14 protein-coding genes and 2 pseudogenes are annotated in these 16946 nt (G+C 74.5%); 10 read left to right on the top strand and 6 right to left on the bottom strand.

The annotated features are described in order from the left end of the window. The first annotated feature begins 146 nt into the window (after positions 1 to 146). The 8 genes and pseudogenes from ACYVOF_RS16800 (at position 147) to ACYVOF_RS16765 (ending at position 8714) form a co-directional block, all read left to right on the top strand. A complete protein-coding gene (locus ACYVOF_RS16800; RefSeq protein ID WP_460868509.1) occupies positions 147 to 1088 on the top strand; it encodes a Rossmann-like and DUF2520 domain-containing protein in 942 nt (313 codons plus the stop codon). Then, positions 1081 to 2061: a pantoate--beta-alanine ligase gene (panC, locus tag ACYVOF_RS16795; protein WP_460868438.1), complete on the top strand. Its 981-nt coding sequence runs from the start codon at positions 1081 to 1083 to the stop codon at positions 2059 to 2061. The genes ACYVOF_RS16800 and panC overlap by 8 nt, the downstream gene beginning before the upstream one ends. Further along, positions 2058 to 2468 (top strand): annotated as a pseudogene (gene panD, locus ACYVOF_RS16790) (aspartate 1-decarboxylase); the annotation flags it as partial. The gene panC and the pseudogene panD, both read left to right, overlap by 4 nt. 143 nt (positions 2469 to 2611) lie before the next feature. Then, the gene (locus ACYVOF_RS16785) at positions 2612 to 3451 is read left to right on the top strand and encodes a type III pantothenate kinase (protein ID WP_460868436.1); all 840 of its coding nucleotides are present in this window, start codon (positions 2612 to 2614) and stop codon (positions 3449 to 3451) included. 53 nt (positions 3452 to 3504) lie between these two features. Next, positions 3505 to 3894, top strand: a complete 390-nt coding sequence (locus tag ACYVOF_RS16780; RefSeq protein ID WP_460868434.1) for a rhodanese-like domain-containing protein — start codon at positions 3505 to 3507, stop codon at positions 3892 to 3894. Between the two features lie 33 nt (positions 3895 to 3927). Continuing rightward, positions 3928 to 5445 carry a lysine--tRNA ligase gene (gene lysS, locus ACYVOF_RS16775; RefSeq protein ID WP_460868432.1) on the top strand — a complete coding sequence of 506 codons (1518 nt, stop codon included), beginning with the start codon at positions 3928 to 3930 and terminating at the stop codon, positions 5443 to 5445. 157 nt (positions 5446 to 5602) lie between these two features. Beyond that, entirely contained in the window at positions 5603 to 5956 is a 354-nt protein-coding gene (locus ACYVOF_RS16770) for a histone-like nucleoid-structuring protein Lsr2 (RefSeq protein WP_460868430.1), read from the top strand. Positions 5957 to 6170: 214 nt separating this feature from the next. Continuing rightward, positions 6171 to 8714, top strand: a complete 2544-nt coding sequence (locus ACYVOF_RS16765; protein ID WP_460868427.1) for an ATP-dependent Clp protease ATP-binding subunit — start codon at positions 6171 to 6173, stop codon at positions 8712 to 8714. Positions 8715 to 9485: 771 nt separating this feature from the next. Here ACYVOF_RS16765 and ACYVOF_RS16760 read toward each other — a convergent pair. Further along, positions 9486 to 10733 (bottom strand): IS256 family transposase, encoded by a 1248-nt coding sequence (locus ACYVOF_RS16760; RefSeq protein ID WP_460868426.1) that lies wholly within the window; start codon positions 10731 to 10733, stop codon positions 9486 to 9488. 131 nt (positions 10734 to 10864) lie between these two features. Beyond that, a pseudogene (locus tag ACYVOF_RS16755) lies at positions 10865 to 11029 on the bottom strand (antibiotic biosynthesis monooxygenase family protein); the annotation flags it as partial. Between the two features lie 36 nt (positions 11030 to 11065). Between ACYVOF_RS16755 and ACYVOF_RS16750 the strand changes: the two are divergent. Beyond that, positions 11066 to 11839 (top strand): alpha/beta fold hydrolase, encoded by a 774-nt coding sequence (locus ACYVOF_RS16750; protein ID WP_460868424.1) that lies wholly within the window; start codon positions 11066 to 11068, stop codon positions 11837 to 11839. Here ACYVOF_RS16750 and ACYVOF_RS16745 read toward each other — a convergent pair. Next, the gene (locus tag ACYVOF_RS16745; protein ID WP_460868422.1) at positions 11779 to 12702 is read right to left on the bottom strand and encodes an HhH-GPD family protein; all 924 of its coding nucleotides are present in this window, start codon (positions 12700 to 12702) and stop codon (positions 11779 to 11781) included. The two genes, ACYVOF_RS16750 and ACYVOF_RS16745, sit on opposite strands and share 61 nt — an antisense overlap. Before the next feature lie 87 nt (positions 12703 to 12789). Between ACYVOF_RS16745 and ACYVOF_RS16740 the strand changes: the two genes are divergently transcribed. Continuing rightward, a complete protein-coding gene (locus ACYVOF_RS16740) occupies positions 12790 to 13509 on the top strand; it encodes a hypothetical protein (RefSeq protein WP_460868420.1) in 720 nt (239 codons plus the stop codon). Between the two features lie 7 nt (positions 13510 to 13516). Here ACYVOF_RS16740 and disA read toward each other — a convergent pair whose 3' ends face one another. The 3 genes from disA to ACYVOF_RS16725 all read right to left on the bottom strand — a co-directional run bounded on the left by disA (position 13517) and on the right by ACYVOF_RS16725 (position 16745). Then, the gene (gene disA, locus ACYVOF_RS16735; protein WP_460868418.1) at positions 13517 to 14596 is read right to left on the bottom strand and encodes a DNA integrity scanning diadenylate cyclase DisA; all 1080 of its coding nucleotides are present in this window, start codon (positions 14594 to 14596) and stop codon (positions 13517 to 13519) included. Positions 14597 to 14701: 105 nt separating this feature from the next. Continuing rightward, the gene (gene radA / locus ACYVOF_RS16730) at positions 14702 to 16072 is read right to left on the bottom strand and encodes a DNA repair protein RadA (protein WP_460868416.1); all 1371 of its coding nucleotides are present in this window, start codon (positions 16070 to 16072) and stop codon (positions 14702 to 14704) included. 52 nt (positions 16073 to 16124) lie between these two features. Beyond that, the gene (locus ACYVOF_RS16725; RefSeq protein WP_460868414.1) at positions 16125 to 16745 is read right to left on the bottom strand and encodes a copper chaperone PCu(A)C; all 621 of its coding nucleotides are present in this window, start codon (positions 16743 to 16745) and stop codon (positions 16125 to 16127) included. Positions 16746 to 16946 lie beyond the last annotated feature (201 nt).

Below are 16946 nucleotides of genomic sequence, written 5' to 3'. Positions count from 1 at the left end.
TCCTGCCCAGCCCCGGTCATGTGACCAGCGTCGCCCACCGCCGGCTCGTCGCCGTGGTGGGGCAGCGCCTACCCTCGCGGCTGCACGTCCGGTACCTGCCGCGCAGGACTGGAACGACGTCAGGAGCAACGGTGACCTCTGCTGCGCTGCCCGGGGGCGACCCCGGCGCCGCCGGCCCGGCGCACGCCGACCCGACCGGGTCCGGCCCCGCCCGGGCCCGCCTCGCCGTGGGGGTCGTCTCCGCGGGGCGCGTCGGCACCGCCCTGGGCCAGGCCCTCGAGCGGGCCGGGCACCTCGTCGTCGCCACCGCCGCCGTCTCCGACGCCGCCCTCGCCCGCGCCGCCGAGCGGCTGCCCGAGGCCGTCGTGCTGCCCCCCGACGAGGTCGCCGCCCGGTCCGACCTGCTCGTCCTCGCAGTGCCCGACGACGTGCTGCCCGGCCTGGCCCGCGGCCTCGCCGCCGCCGGCGTGGTGCGGCCCGGGCAGATCGTCGTGCACACCGCCGGGGCGCTCGGGGTGGGCGTGCTGGCCCCGCTGGCCGAGGCCGGGGCGCTGACCCTGGCCCTGCACCCGGCCATGACCTTCACCGGCCGGGCCGAGGACACCGAGCGGCTGGCCGCGTGCTGCTTCGGGGTGACCGCGGCCGACGAGGCGGGCTGGCTGGTGGCCGAGGCCCTCGTCGTCGAGGTCGGCGCCGAGCCCGTCCGGGTGCCCGAGGCGCAGCGCACGCTCTACCACGCGGCCCTGGCGCACGGCGCGAACCACCTCGTCACCCTGGTCCGCGACGCCGCGCAGGCCCTCGCCGCCGCCGTCGCCGGGGCGGGCGCGCCGCCGGAGCGGGTGCTGGCCCCGCTGCTGTCCGCCGCGCTGGACAGCGCGCTGCGCCTCGGTGACCGCGGGCTGACCGGGCCCGTCGCCCGCGGGGACGCGGCCACGGTGTCGCGCCACCTCGACGTGCTCACCGACCTCGACCCCGCCCTGGCGGCCGGCTACCGGGCGCTGTCCCGGCGCACCGTGGCGCGGGCCGCCGGCGCCGGGCTGCTCGACCCCGCCCCGGCCGCCGCCGTCCTGGAGGTGCTGGATGACTGAGACCGCCGCACCGGCCCGGGCCTTCACCCCGGGCGCGCTGACCGTGCACCACGACCCCCGCGCGCTGCGCCGCGTCACCACCGCGCTGCGGGCCGCGGGCCGGCAGGTGGTGCTGGTGCCGACGATGGGGGCGCTGCACGCCGGGCACCTCGAGCTGGTGCGCCACGCGCGGCGCGTGCCGGGCTCGGTGGTCGTGGTGTCGATCTTCGTCAACCCGCTGCAGTTCGGCGAGGCCGCCGACCTCGACGCCTACCCCCGCACCCTGGACCGCGACGTCGCGCTGCTCCGCGAGGCCGGGGTCGAGCTGGTGCTGGCCCCCTCGGTGGACGGCATGTACCCGCACGGCCAGGGCCGCACGACCGTCCACTCCGGACCGCTGGGTGACGAGCTGGAGGGCGCCAGCCGGCCCGGGCACTTCGACGGGGTGCTCACCGTCGTGACCAAGCTGTTCGAGCTGGTCCGCCCGCACCAGGCTTACTTCGGCGAGAAGGACTACCAGCAGCTCACCGTGGTGCGCCAGGCCGTGGCCGACCTCGACCTCGACGTCCGCGTCGTCGGCGTGCCCACCGTCCGCGAGCCCGACGGGCTGGCGCTGTCCTCCCGCAACGTCCGCCTCGACGACGAGTCCCGCCGCGCCTCCGTCGCCCTCTCCGCGGCCCTGGTGGCCGGGGCGCACGCCGCGCAGGGCGGCCCCGACGCGGTGCTGGCCGCGGCCCGCGCCGTCCTCGCCGCCGAGCCCGGCCTCGACGTCGACTACCTCGAGGTGCGCGACCTGCACCTCGGGCCGGCCCCCACCCACGGCGACGGCCGGCTGCTCGTCGCCGCCCGCTGCGGCGGCGTCCGCCTCATCGACAACGTCGGCGTCGCCCTGGGCACCGGCCTGCTCGGCGCCGGCACGACCGCCGCCGCACCCACCCCCGACCCCGCACCCGAGACCGCCGCCACCGCGGCAGAACAGGACCGGCGACCATGATCCGCACCATGCTCAAGTCGAAGATCCACCGCGCCACCGTGACCCAGGCCGACCTGCACTACGTCGGCTCGGTGACCGTGGACCGCGACCTGATGGACGCCGCGGACCTCCTCGAGGGCGAGCAGGTGGCCATCGTCGACGTCGACAACGGCGCGCGGCTCGAGACCTACGTCATCCCCGGCGAGCGCGGCAGCGGCATCATCGGCATCAACGGTGCCGCCGCGCACCTGGTGCACCCGGGCGACCTGGTCATCCTCATCTCCTACGGCCAGATGGAGGACGCCGAGGCGCGCACCTACACCCCGCGCGTCGTGTTCGTCGACGCCGACAACCGGGTCGCCGACCTCGGCGGGGACCCCTCGCACGCCCCGGCCGGGTCCGGGCTGCTCACCGGCGCCCTCGTCGCGCAGGGGATGCCCGCCCCCGAGGTGGCCGCCGGCCACGGCCCCCACGGCGCCGCGTCCGACGCCGAGACCCCCGACGCGGCCGCGCTCGACGCGCTCATCGCCCTCAACGCCCCCGTCGCCCCCGCGCGGGGCTGAGCCGCACCGTGCTGCTCACCGTCGACGTCGGCAACACCGAGACGGTGCTCGGGCTGTTCGCGCCCGCGACCACCGGTCCCGGGCACGCGGGCGACGTGGTGCGGCAGTGGCGGCTGCACACCGACGCCCGGCGCACCGCCGACGAGCTGGCGCTGACCGTCTGCGGGATGCTCGGCGAGCACGCCGGGGCCGTCACCGGGGTCTCGGCGCTGTCCACCGTGCCCGCCGCGCTGCGCGAGCTGCGGCGGATGGTGGAGCGGACCTTCGCCGGGGTGCCCACCGTCGTCATCGAGCCCGGGGTGCGCACCGGGGTGCCGCTGCTGGTGGACAACCCGCGCGAGGTGGGCGCCGACCGCGTCGTCAACACCCTGGCCGCGCACCACCTGCACGACACCGCCTGCATCGTCGTCGACTTCGGCACCTCGACGAACATCGACGTGGTCTCCGCCCGGGGGGAGTTCCTCGGCGGGGCCCTGGCCCCGGGCATCGAGATCTCGCTGGACGCGCTGGCCCACCGCGCGGCCGCGCTGCGCCACGTCGAGCTGACCCGGCCCCGCTCGGTGATCGGCAAGAACACCGTCGAGGCGCTGCAGTCCGGCATCCTCTACGGCTTCGCCGGGCAGGTCGACGGGCTGGTCGGCCGCATCCGCCGCGAGCTGGTGGGCCGCAGCGGGGACCCCGTCGCGGTCGTGGCCACCGGCGGGCTCGCCCCCCTGGTGCTGGAGGACTCCGAGACCATCACCCACCACGAGCCCGACCTGACGCTGCTCGGCCTGGCGCTGGTCTACGACCGTACCCAGGCCCGCAACGCCGAGCGACCGCCGCCGCGCGCCCGCACCCCGCGCTGACCGGGCACGGCTGTGGCGCCGGTCGGGTGCCCGGCCCGCTACCGTCGGCAGGCGTGGCCGAACCCCGCACCATCGACGACGTCCTCACCGCCGCCCGCGCCCGGCTGGACCGGGTCGAGCCGGGCGACCTGATCGGCGCCGTGGCCGCCGGCGCCGTCGTCGTCGACATCCGCCCGGCCGCGCAGCGCGCCGCCGAGGGCGAGCTGGGCGGGGCCATGGTCATCGAGCGCAACGTCCTGGAGTGGCGCTGCGACCCGGCGTCGGACGCCCGCATCGACGCCGCCGTCGACCACGACGTGGCCTGGGTGGTGCTGTGCTCGGAGGGCTACACCTCGAGCCTCGCCGCGGCCGCGCTGCAGGACCTCGGCCTGCACCGGGCCACCGACGTCGCCGGCGGGTACCAGGCGCTGCGCCGCGCCGGCGTCATCGACCTGCTCGACTAGGCCCCTCGCGCGCGCTGGCTAGGGTGGGCGCCCGTGACCGGACCCGATGCCCGCGCCGACGACGCCGTCGGGACCGACGACCTGCCCGAGCAGCTGCGCGTCCGCCGCGAGAAGCGGGCGCGGCTGCTCGCCGCCGGAACCGACCCCTACCCGGTGGCGGTGCCCCGCACCACGACGTTGTCCGCCGTGCGGGCGGCGCACCCGGACCTGCCGCCGGACACCGCCACCGGCGAGCACGTCGCCGTCACCGGCCGGGTCATGTTCGTGCGCAACACCGGCAAGCTCGCCTTCGCCACCCTGCAGGAGGGCGACGGCACGCAGCTGCAGGCCATGCTCAGCCTCGCCGGGGTCGGGGAGGCCTCCCTGGCCGCGTGGAAGTCCGACGTCGACCTCGGCGACCTCGTCGCGGTGCAGGGCGAGGTCATCACCTCCCGGCGCGGGGAGCTCTCGGTCATGGCCGACGGCTGGGAGCTGGCGGCCAAGTCGCTGCGCCCGCTGCCGGTGGCCCACAAGGAGATGAGCGAGGAGGCGCGGGTCCGGCAGCGCTACGTCGACCTCATCGTCCGACCGCAGGCCCGTGACGTGGTGCGCCGGCGCGCGGCCGTCGTCGCTGAGCTGCGCCGCTCGCTCGACGCCCGCGGCTTCCTCGAGGTCGAGACCCCGATGCTGCAGACCCTGCACGGCGGCGCGGCGGCCCGGCCGTTCGTCACCCACTCCAACTCCCTCGACATCGACCTCTACCTGCGCATCGCCCCCGAGCTGTTCCTCAAGCGCTGCGTCGTCGGGGGCATCGAGAAGGTCTTCGAGATCAACCGCAACTTCCGCAACGAGGGCGTGGACTCCACGCACTCCCCGGAGTTCGCGATGCTCGAGACCTACGAGGCGTGGGGCACCTACGACGACTCCGCGGTGATGACCCGCGAGCTCATGCAGGAGGTGGCCCGGGCCGCCTTCGGCACCACCGAGGTGACGCTGGCCGACGGCTCGGTCTACGACCTCGGCGGGGAGTGGACGGCCCTGGAGATGTACCCGTCGCTCTCGGCCGCGCTCGGCGAGGAGGTCACCCCGGCCACCGGGCTCGACGCGCTGCGCGGGCACGCCGAAGCGCTCGGCCTCGAGCTCGCCCCCGGCACCGGGCACGGCAAGCTCGTCGAGGAGCTGTGGGAGCACCTCGTCGGCGACCACCTCACCGCGCCGACGTTCGTCCGCGACTTCCCCGTCGAGACGAGCCCGCTGGTCCGCCAGCACCGCAGCGTCGAGGGCGTCACCGAGAAGTGGGACCTCTACGTGCGCGGGTTCGAGCTCGCCACCGGGTACTCCGAGCTGGTCGACCCGGTGGTGCAGCGCGCCCGGTTCGTCGACCAGGCCCGGCTCGCCGCCGCGGGCGACGACGAGGCGATGCGCCTCGACGAGGACTTCCTCGCGGCCATGGAGTTCGCGATGCCGCCCACCACGGGCACCGGCATGGGGGTGGACCGGCTGCTCATGGCGCTGACCGGCCTCGGCATCCGCGAGACCATCCTCTTCCCGGTCGTGCGCCCCACGACCTGATCGGTGCGTGCCATTCCGGTGCGCACCAATCTTTTTTTAATTGTGCTTTCTCTAGGGGTCTGCCTTCGTGCCGCCGCGCCACGACCGGCTTTCCGCAAAAGGGTGGCTAGAGTGGGGGACGAACGTCGTTCAAAACCCCCCGAGAGGAATTGCCACCATGGCGCAGAAAGTCACCGTCACCCTCGTCGACGACATCGACGACGACTCGGTCGCGGCCGAGACCGTCGAGTTCGCGATCGACGGCGTGACCTACGAGATAGACCTCACCGACGACAACGCCCAGAAGCTGCGCAACGACTTCGCGATGTGGACCGGCCACGCCCGCAAGGTCGCCGGCCGACGCCGCGGCAAGGCCTCGGGCCCGAGCGGGACGGCCCCGCGCGGCCGGGGTGCGGCCGACCGCGAGCAGAGCGCGGCCGTGCGCGAGTGGGCGCGGCGCAACGGCTACGAGGTGTCCGACCGCGGCCGCATCCCCTCCAGCGTGGTCGAGGCCTACAACTCCGCCTCCTGAGCGGCTCCTGAGCCCCGGCGGCGGCCGGGGTGGCGTCCCACGGGGGGAGCGCCACCCCGCCGCCGCGTGCAGCCCACCCCCGGCTGTTCACCCTCGGCGTAGGTCCCGGGGGCACCTTCGGGCCGCGGACCTGCGTTGGACAGGTCAGGCTGGTGTCCGACCCCGCGACTACAGTGTGGGGATGCTGGGCAACCAGGGAGTGTGAGGAGCACAGATGTTCGAGAGGTTCACCGATCGCGCGCGGCGCGTCGTCGTCCTGGCCCAGGAAGAGGCCCGGATGCTCAACCACAACTACATCGGCACCGAGCACATCCTGCTGGGCCTCATCCACGAGGGTGAGGGGGTCGCGGCCAAGTCGCTGGAGTCCCTCGGGATCTCCCTCGAGGGCGTGCGCAGCCAGGTCGAGGAGATCATCGGCCAGGGCCAGCAGGCACCGTCGGGCCACATCCCGTTCACCCCCCGGGCCAAGAAGGTCCTGGAGCTGAGCCTGCGGGAGGCCCTGCAGCTCGGGCACAACTACATCGGCACCGAGCACATCCTGCTCGGCCTCATCCGCGAGGGCGAGGGCGTCGCCGCCCAGGTGCTGGTCAAGCTCGGCGCCGACCTCAACCGGGTCCGCCAGCAGGTCATCCAGCTGCTCTCGGGCTACCAGGGCAAGGAGCCGGCGGAGTCCGGCAGCAGCCGGGGCGAGGGCACCCCGTCCACGTCGCTGGTCCTCGACCAGTTCGGCCGCAACCTCACCCAGGCGGCGCGCGAGTCCAAGCTCGACCCGGTGATCGGTCGGTCCAAGGAGATCGAGCGCGTCATGCAGGTGCTCTCGCGGCGCACCAAGAACAACCCCGCCCTCATCGGTGAGCCCGGGGTCGGCAAGACCGCCGTCGTCGAGGGCCTCGCGCAGGCCATCGTCAACGGCGAGGTGCCGGAGACGCTCAAGGACAAGCAGCTCTACACCCTCGACCTCGGCTCCCTGGTGGCCGGCAGCCGCTACCGCGGTGACTTCGAGGAGCGGCTGAAGAAGGTCCTCAAGGAGATCCGCACCCGCGGCGACATCATCCTGTTCATCGACGAGATCCACACCCTCGTCGGGGCGGGCGCCGCCGAGGGCGCGATCGACGCCGCCAGCATCCTCAAGCCGATGCTGGCCCGCGGCGAGCTGCAGACCATCGGGGCCACGACGCTCGACGAGTACCGCAAGTACGTGGAGAAGGACGCCGCGCTCGAGCGCCGCTTCCAGCCCGTGCAGGTGGGCGAGCCCTCCGTCGAGCACACCATCGAGATCCTCAAGGGCCTGCGCGACCGCTACGAGGCGCACCACCGCGTCTCGATCACCGACGGCGCGCTCGTCGCGGCGGCCACGCTGGCCGACCGCTACATCTCCGACCGGTTCCTGCCGGACAAGGCGATCGACCTCATCGACGAGGCGGGCGCGCGCATGCGCATCCGCCGGATGACGGCGCCGCCGGACCTGCGCGAGTTCGACGAGAAGATCGCCGACGCGCGCCGGGAGAAGGAGTCGGCGATCGACGCGCAGGACTTCGAGAAGGCGGCGAGCCTGCGCGACACCGAGAAGCAGCTGCTCGCGGCGAAGTCCGAGCGGGAGAAGCAGTGGCGCTCCGGTGACCTCGACGTGGTCGCCGAGGTCGACGACGAGCAGATCGCGGAGGTGCTCGGCAACTGGACCGGGATCCCCGTGTTCAAGCTGACCGAGGAGGAGACCACCCGGCTGCTCCGCATGGAGGACGAGCTCCACAAGCGGATCATCGGCCAGGAGGAGGCGGTGAAGTCCGTCGCCAAGGCCATCCGGCGCACCCGGGCCGGCCTCAAGGACCCGAAGCGCCCGTCGGGCTCGTTCATCTTCGCCGGCCCGTCCGGCGTCGGGAAGACCGAGCTGTCCAAGGCGCTCGCGGAGTTCCTGTTCGGCGACGACGACTCGCTGATCCAGATCGACATGGGCGAGTTCCACGATCGTTTCACCGCCTCGCGGCTCTTCGGTGCCCCTCCCGGGTACGTCGGGTACGAGGAGGGCGGCCAGCTCACCGAGAAGGTGCGGCGCAAGCCGTTCTCCGTGGTGCTGTTCGACGAGATCGAGAAGGCGCACCAGGAGATCTACAACACGCTCCTGCAGGTGCTCGAGGACGGCCGTCTCACCGACGGCCAGGGCCGCACCGTGGACTTCAAGAACACGGTGCTGATCTTCACCTCGAACCTCGGCACGTCGGACATCTCCAAGGCCGTGGGCCTCGGGTTCTCCAGCGGCACCGGCGCCTCGTCGAACTACGAGCGCATGAAGTCGAAGGTGAACGACGAGCTGAAGAAGCACTTCCGCCCGGAGTTCCTCAACCGCATCGACGACATCGTGGTGTTCCACCAGCTCACCTCGGACGAGATCGTCCAGATGGTGGACTTCATGATCACCCGGGTCGAGACGGCGCTGAAGAACAAGGACATGGCCATCGAGGTCACCGAGCAGGCGAAGCGGCTGCTGGCCAAGCGCGGGTTCGACCCGGTGCTCGGTGCGCGTCCGCTGCGTCGCACGATCCAGCGCGAGATCGAGGACCAGCTCAGCGAGAAGATCCTGTTCGGGGAGGTCCAGCCCGGCCAGATCGTGCTGGTCGACGTCGAGGGTTGGGACGGCGAGTCGGCGGGCGAGGACGCGAAGTTCACGTTCCGCGGCGAGGCCAAGCCCGACGCCCTGCCCGACGCCCCTCCGGTGGACCTGGCCAAGGCCGCCGAGGGCGGGGACTCCGGCTCGGAGTAGCCCCGGCCCCCACCAGGCACACACGGCCGCCGCACCCACCCCGGGTGCGGCGGCCGCGTGCTGCGCTGGGTCCCCCCGTCGCTCGCGTTTCGCCCACGTCCCGCGCTCCCCGGGCCCCCGCACCCGCGTTTCGCCCACTTATCGCGCACGCCAGGGCCCCGCACCCGCGTTCCGCCCACGTCGCGCGCTCCCCGGGCCCTCGCACCCGCATTCCGCCCACGTCCCGCGCTCCCCGGGCCCCGGCAACTCACGCTCATCGCAGCGGGCGCACTCTCCGGTGTCGTGCGGCCGTCCTGGGGCCGCTGGGCGCACTTTCCGGTGTGGCGGAACGGCGCAGTCACCAGCGGGGGAACCGGGGTGCGGCTGGCCCCGGCCGGCAACCCGCTCGGTCTCGGTATTCGCGACGGCCGCGCGGCGGGCGCACTTTCCGTTGTCGTGCGGCCGTCCGGGGGCTGCTGGGCGCACTTTTCGGTGCACCGGGCGGGGCCGTGACGACCGCCGGGGACCCGCGTCGCGGCGGGACGACCGGTCAGAGGTGCAGGAGCGGCGGGCGTGTGCAGCGGCCGCAGCCGCGGCGGGTCAGGCCGTGGGGCCGACGCCGAGCACCACGTCGAACTCGAGCAACGACGCCCCGCTCGACACCGGCGCACCACGCTGCCCCGAGTGCGCCGCCGCGGCACCACCGTCGGCCCACGCCTGGTAAGCCTCCTCGGTCTCCCAGCGCGGGTCAAGTCCCAGTTGGTGGTGTACCGCGTCGTGATCCGTTGTGGGTTAGGCGCTGAGGGCGGGCATGGTGTCGGCTCCGATCGTGGAGTCGGGTGCGGGGGTAGTGGTGAGTCGGCAGCGGGTGAGGAGGTCGAGGCCGAGGTAGCGGCGTCCTTCGGTCCATTCGTCGGTTTGCTCGGCCAGGACGGCGCCGACGAGCCGGACGACGGCATCGCGGTGGGGGAAGATGCCGACGGCGTCGGTGCGGCGACGGATCTCGCGGTTGAGGCGTTCGGCGGGGTTGTTCGACCAGATCTGGGTCCAGACGTCTTTGGGGAATCCGGTGAAGGCGAGGATGTCGGCGCGGGCGCTGTCGAGGTGATCGTGGACCTCGGGCAGCTTGCCGTCGACGTAGTCGAGCAACCGGTCGAACTGGGCGTGCACCGCGGGCCGGTCGGGCTGGTCGTAGACGCTGTGCAGCATCGCCTTGACCGCGGGCCACATCGCTTTCGGGGTGACGCCCATGAGGTTGGCGGCGTAGTGGGTGCGGCAGCGTTGCCAGACTGCGCCGGGCAGGTTCGCGGTGATCGCCTCGACCAACCCGCGGTGGGCATCAGAGGTGACCAGGCGGACCCCGCCCAGGCCACGGGCGACGAGGTCGGCGAAGAACTCGTTCCACGCCGACCCGGTCTCGCTGGTCGCGACCCGCATGCCGAGGACCTCGCGGTGCCCGTCACCGTTGACCCCGGTCGCGATCAGGACCACGGCGTTGATCACCCGGCCGCCCTCGCGGACCTTCATCGTCAACGCGTCTGCCGCGACGAAGGTGAACGGGCCGGCGGTGTCCAAGGGTCGATGCCGGAACTGCTCGACGTGCTCGTCGAGGTCGGTGGCCATCCGTGAGACCTGCGACTTGGACAGCGAGTCTATGCCGAGGGTCTTGACGAGCTTGTCCATCCGCCGGGTCGAGACCCCGGCGAGGTAGCAGTCGGCGACCACGGTGATCAGTGCGGTCTCGGCGCGTTTGCGGCGTTCGAGCAGCCACTCGGGGAAGTAGGTCCCCTTGCGCAGCTTGGGAACCGCGACGTCGACCGTGCCGACCCGGGTGTCCAGCGGCCGGTGGCGGTAGCCGTTGCGCTGCGCGCCCCGCCCCGAGCTCACCTGCCCGTACTCGGCGCCGACCACCGCATCGACGTCCGCGGACAACAACGCGTTGATCATGGTCTGCAGCAGCTGCCGCATCAGATCAGGGCTGGCCTCGCCGAGGGCTTCCTCGAGCAGGCGGGCAGGGTCGACAATGTGAGGTGCGGTCACCGCGATGACTCCATTCGAGGGTGCTGTGAGAGGTTCACTCGAAGGATCACGTGGTGGCCGCACCTACGTACCGACGGACACGCCGACGATCGCAGCCACCGCGCTACACCACTATCAGGGACTCAACTGCGCGTGTAGACGAAGTACCTGGTCTCCCCGCCGGTCGGCCGCAGCAGCTCGAACCCGAGGAACCCGGGCGAGCCCTCGACGGCGCCCGCCCGTGCGGCGAACCGGCGCTCGAGCTCGGCGCCTGCCCCGTCGGGAACCTCGATCGCGTTGATCTTCACCACGGCCACGGGCCCAGCATAGGTTGCGGCGTAGCGTCGCCGCTCGTGCTCGACAGGCGTGGGGGTGACGGTCCGCCGGTGCTGCTGCTGCACGGGCTCATGGGCCGCGGCGCGACGTGGCGGCGGTGCTGGCCGTGGCTGGCCGCGCACGGCACGGTCTTCACCTGGGACGCCCCCGGCCACCGCGGCGCGGACGTCCCCGACGACGGCCCCTGGACCACCGAGCGCTTCGTCGACGACCTCGCGGCCGACCTCCGCGCGGCCGCGCTCGGCCCGGCCGTCGTCGTCGGGCACTCCATGGGCGGCCTGCACGCGTGGTGCCTGGCCGCCCGCCACCCCGACCTGGTCCGCGCGGTCGTCGTCGAGGACATGGCGCCGGACTTCCGCGGCCTCACCGCCGACGGCTGGCTCGCCCTGCTGCAGGCCTGGCCCGTGCCGTTCCCCGACGCCGCCGCGGTCCGCGGGTTCTTCGGCGACGTCGCGGGCCGCTACTTCCTCGACGCGCTCGACCCGACCCCCGACGGCCTCGTCCGCCACGGCCGCCTCGAGCACTGGCAGGCCACCGCCGAGCACTGGGGCACCCGCAGCCACTGGCCGGAGTGGGCCGCGGCCGCGGTGCCCAGCCTGCTCCTGGAGGCCGAGAAGTCCATCACCCCGCCCGGGCAGGTGGCCGCGATGGCGACCCGCGCGGCCGGGCCCTGCCGCCACGTCGTCGTCCCCGGCACCGGGCACCTGGTGCACGACGAGGCGCCCGCCCGCTACCGGGCCGAGGTCGAGGCGTTCCTGGCCGGGCTGCCGCCCTCGCCGGGCAGCGCGTAGCGGTCGTCGTCGGTCTGCTCCAGCAACCCGTCGAGCAGCAGCGAGCCCAGCGCCCGGTCCCGTTGCACCGCGTCGGGCCAGACGACGTCCAGCGCGGCCCGCCCCACCGGCTCCGACGCCGAGCGCACCACGCCGAGCAGCAGTCCCCGCACCTGCCGGTCGGTGCCGGCGAAGCGCTGCTTCGGCACCACGGGCCCGGTGTGCGCGGGCCGCCCGGCCGCCACCCACGCGCAGCGGTCCCGCACCGGGCAGCCGCCGCAGGCCGGGGAGCGCGCGGTGCACACCGTGGCGCCGAGCTCCATGAGCGCCGCCGAGAGCACGGCCGCCTCCGCAGGGGCCTCGGGCAGCAGCGCCTCGGTCTCGGCCAGGTCGCGGGTGGTCGACGGCGGGCCCGCCTCGGCGCGGCCGTGCTCGGCGCGGGCCACCACGCGGCGGACGTTGGTGTCCACCACCGGGACCCGGCCGCCGTGGGCGAAGCACACCACCGCGCGGGCGGTGTAGGCGCCGACACCGGGCAGGGTCAGCAGCGTCTCGACGTCGTCGGGCAGCACGCCCCCGTGGTCGGTGGTGACCACGACCGCGCAGCTGTGCAGCCGCACCGCGCGCCGCGGGTACCCCAGCCGGCCCCAGGCCCGCAGCACCTCGGCCACGGGGGAGGCGGCCATAGACGCCGGGTCGGGCCAGCGCGCCAGCCACTGCTCCCAGATGGGGGCGACCCGGGCCACGGGGGTCTGCTGCAGCATCACCTCGCTGACGAGCACGCCCCACGGGGTGGTCCCGGGGCGCCGCCACGGCAGGTCGCGGGCGGCTGCGGCGTACCAGGCCAGCAGCGTCTCCGCGTCCAGCGCGGGGGTCGGGGGCACGGGCTCCGATGGTAGGGGTGTGACCCGTGGGACGACACGCCGCGCAGGTCAGCCGGGGGGCGGCGGCGCGGCGCTACCGTCCCAGACGTGCTGTCGCCGGTCGGACCTCTGCCCCCCGAGGTGTATTGGCGCCGCCGTGCCGTCGCGGTCGCCGGGCTCGTCGTGGTCGTCGTCCTGCTGCTCTGGCTCGGCTCCGCCGTGGCCGGGGGCAGCCCCGCACCCGAGACCCCTGCCGCGGCACCGGCTCCCGCCACGACCACCGCGGCGCCGGCGAGCAGCACGCCGCCCACCCCGGCCCCCACCACCGGCACCTCGACCACCGTGCCCGCCCCGGGCAGCGCCACCACGACCACCCCGGCGGCCACGACACCGGCCCCGACGACCACCGCGCCCCCGACGTCGCAGGCCCCGCTGGGCCCCTGCCCCGACGCGGACGTGGTGCTCACCGCCGCGGCCGCCGCCCCGACCTACAAGGTGGGTGAGGAGCCGGTGTTCCGGCTCCTGGTGTCCACCCGCGGGACCGTGCCGTGCACGCGCGCGCTGGACGGTGCGCTGCAGCAGGTGCTGGTCTACTCCGCCGACGGCACGCAGCGGCTGTGGTCGAGCAACGACTGCTACCCCGGCACCGGCACGGAGACCAAGACGCTCGTCCCCGGCCAGCAGACCTCGTACAGCATCCGCTGGTCGGGCACCACGTCCGCGCCCGGCTGCACCGCACCGCGCACCCCGGTGCCGGCCGGCGCCTACACCGTGGTCGTCGGGCTCGGCGGGCTCACCAGCGCCCCCGCGCCGTTCACCCTCGTCTGAGCCGCCGCTACTGGTAGCGCTCGGCGATGCTGGCCTCGGCCAGCCGGGACAGTCCCTCGCGGATGCTGCGGGCGCGGCCCTCACCCACCCCATCCACCCGGCGCAGGTCCTCGGCGGTCGCCGCGAGCAGGCTCTGCAGCGACCCGAAGGTGTCGACGAGGCTGTCCAGCAGGTACTCCGGGAGCCGCGGCACCCGGCTGAGCAGCCGGTACCCGCGCGGGCTCAGCGGCGCGTCGAGCGACTCGACGGCGGCGGGCAGGCCGAACACCCCGGACAGGCGGGTGAGGTCGAGCAGCTCGGCGTTGCCCAGGGTGTCGAGCACGTCCAGCAGCTCCGCGACCTCCGCCGCCCCGGGGTGCCCGGGCAGGTAGTCGCGGACCACCTGGAGCCGGTCGTTCTCGGTGCCGCCCATCAGCTCCTCGAGCTGCAGCTGCAGCAGGCGGCCGTCGGTGCCGAGCTCGACGACGTCGTCCGCGATCTCGGAGGAGATGCGGCGCACCATCTGCAGCCGCTGCACCACCGTCATCGCGTCGCGCTGGGTGACGAAGTCCTCGATCTCCAGGACCGACAGCTGGCGGTCGACCTCGTCGAGCCGGGTCTTGTAGCGCTCCAAGGTGTCCACGGCCTGGTTGGCGCGGGAGAGGATCGTCGAGGAGTCGGCCAGGACGTGGCGGGTGCCGTCGACGTAGACGCTGACGATGCCCATCGACTGGCTCACCGAGACCACGGGGTACCCGGTCTGGATGGCAACCCGCTCGGCGGTGCGGTGCCGCGTCCCGGACTCGTCGGTGGGGATGCTGGGGTCCGGGACGAGCTGCACGTTGGCGCGCAGGATGCGGGTCGCGTAGTCGTCGAGCACCACGGCGCCGTCCATCTTGGACAGCTCGCGGAGCCGGGTGGGGGCGAACTGCACGTCGAGGGCGAACCCGCCGTCGCACAGCGCCTCCACCACGGGGTTGTGGCCGAGGACGACCAGCGCGCCGGTCCGGCCGCGCAGGATGCGCTCGAGGCCCTCGCGCAGGTCGGTGCCGGGCGCGAGCCGGGCGAGCGTGGTGCGCAGCAGCTCGGACCCGCCCTGGTCGGCCACCCCCGCACCGTCCCCTCGCACCGTCGGTCCCCGTCGGCGCGATCATAGTCACCACGGTCCGCGGCCCCGCCGTCGGTGATCGGCCGCTGACCCGCCCGGCCGGGGTCAGCGGGTGAGCACGGCCAGTGCGGCGGCCACGTCGGAGGTCTCGCGCACCCGCATCCCGTCGGGCGGGGCGTCCGAGCCGGGGGGCACCAGGGCGTGGGTGTAGCCCTGCCGCCGCGCCTCGGCGAGCCGTCTCCCGGTGCCGGCCACCCGGCGAATCTCCCCGGCCAGGCCGACCTCCCCGACCACCACCAGGCCGGCGGGCACGGCACGGGAGAGCTTGGCCGAGGCGACCGCGAGGGCCACGGCCAGGTCGGCCGCCGGCTCGGTGGTGCGCATCCCGCCCACGGTGGCCGCGTAGACCTCCGCGTCGTGCAGCACCAGCCCGGCCCGGCGCTCGAGGACGGCCAGCACCATCGCCACACGGGCGGAGTCCAGCCCGCTCACCGCGCGCCGGGGCGAGCTCATCCCGGTGCCCGCCACCAGGGCCTGCACCTCGCCGAGCAGCGGCCGGGTGCCCTCCATCCGCACGCTGACCGCGGTGCCCGGCACCGGCTCGGTGCGGCGGGCCAGGAACAGCCCCGACGGGTCGGTGACCTCGGCGATCCCGCTGTCGTGCAGCTCGAAGCAGCCGACCTCGTCCGCGGCGCCGTAGCGGTTCTTCACCCCCCGGACCATCCGCACCGTGGAGTGCCGCTCGCCCTCGAAGTGCAGCACCACGTCGACCATGTGCTCCAGCGAGCGGGGACCGGCGATGGCCCCGTCCTTGGTCACGTGCCCGACCAGCACGACGGGCAGCCCGCGCGCCCGGGCCAGCGAGGTCAGCGCGGCCGTCACGGCCTTGACCTGGGCGACGCCACCGCTGGCGCCGTCGGTCCCGGCCGCGTGCATGGTCTGCACGGAGTCGACGACGAGCAGGTCCGGGCCCACCGCGTCGACGTGGCCGAGCAGGGTGGCCAGGTCGTTCTCCGCGGCCAGCCACACGCTCTCGTGCACCGCCCCGGTGCGTTCCGCCCGCAGCCGCACCTGGGCCGCGGACTCCTCCCCGGTGACGTAGAGCGCGGTGCCGCTGCGGCCGTCCGGCGGGCCCACCGCCCAGGAGCGCACCACCTCGAGCAGCAGGGTCGACTTGCCCACCCCGGGCTCCCCGGCCAGCAGCACGACGGAGCCGTCGACGAGGCCGCCGCCGAGCACCCGGTCGAGCTCGCCGACCCCGGTGGGCCGCGCCTGCGCCGCGGTGACGTCGACAGCCGTGAGCCGCTGCGCCGCCCGGGTGGGCACCGCGACCGGCTGCGCACCCCCGCCGACGGCGGCCAGCCCGGCGACCTCGGCGACAGACCCCCACTCGCCGCACTCCGGGCAGCGGCCGACCCACTTGCCGACGACGTGCTGGCAGTGGGTGCAGCGGAAGGTGCTTCGGGGACGGGCCACGGCGTGGACGCTACGACGGGGCCCCGACAGTCCCGCCGGGGCGCGCGGGTGGCTAGCCGCTGTTGTCGGAGCTCAGGCCGTCGTGCGTGCCCTCGCTGCGCTCGTACTCCGCGGCCGCGACCGGCACCGGGACGGTGATGTCCCCGGCCTTGGCGAAGGTGAAGGTGACCTGCGCGGTCAGGCCGGAGGTGATCGGCTGGGTGAGGCCCTTGAGCGTGACCTCGAGGGTGCCGGCGAACAGCGCGTCGCCCGGGGCCGTCCCGGCGGCGGAGGGGTCGGCGCCCTGCGGGGAGCCCTGCCCGCCCTCGAGCGCGACGACGGCGGAGCGCGAGGGGATCGTCGTGGTGCCGCTGACCTCGACGCTCGACGCGGCCGGGGTGCTCACGCGCTCCAGGGTGTCGGCGGCGTCCGCGGTGTTGGACAGGGTGAACGACAGCGGCACGTCCGACCCGGCGGGCCAGGTGGCGTTCTCCGTCGGCGGGTAGACCATGACGACGTCGCGCAGCGAGACCTGCGCCTGGCTGGCCGACCCGCCGTTGACCGCGGCGACCTGGCTGGTGGTGGAGGCGACCTGGCCGGCGCCGCAGCCGGTGAGCAGCAGCAGCCCGGCCGCGGCGGCCGCGGCGGCGAGCGGGGCGCGACGCACGGGGCTCGCGGCGGGTGTCGGCTTCACGACGAGAGACCTCCCATGCGCAGGCGGCACCGCGGGTGGTGCGCACCGGGCCGCCAGCCTAGTGCGCGCGCGACCACGCGGCCCCGGGGGGTGGTGGCGCCGGGGGTGGAGGCACGGATCGATCTCCCTGTCAAGCCCGGCCCCCGGCGGCTGCAGGCCGCTGACCTGCGACGACGGCTCAACCGCAGGTGGGGGGCGTGT

It is taken from the genome of Rhodococcus aerolatus (genome assembly GCF_054783215.1).
This window is presented reverse-complemented; position numbering and strand designations above follow the sequence as displayed.

Bases quoted from the DNA above. Each gene is read 5' to 3' on its own strand.
- panC (WP_460868438.1), top strand. From the start codon at position 1,081: ATGACTGAGACCGCCGCACCGGCCCGGGCCTTCACCCCGGGCGCGCTG.
- ACYVOF_RS16765 (WP_460868427.1), top strand. From the start codon at position 6,171: ATGTTCGAGAGGTTCACCGATCGCGCGCGGCGCGTCGTCGTCCTGGCC.
- ACYVOF_RS16770 (WP_460868430.1), top strand. From the start codon at position 5,603: ATGGCGCAGAAAGTCACCGTCACCCTCGTCGACGACATCGACGACGAC.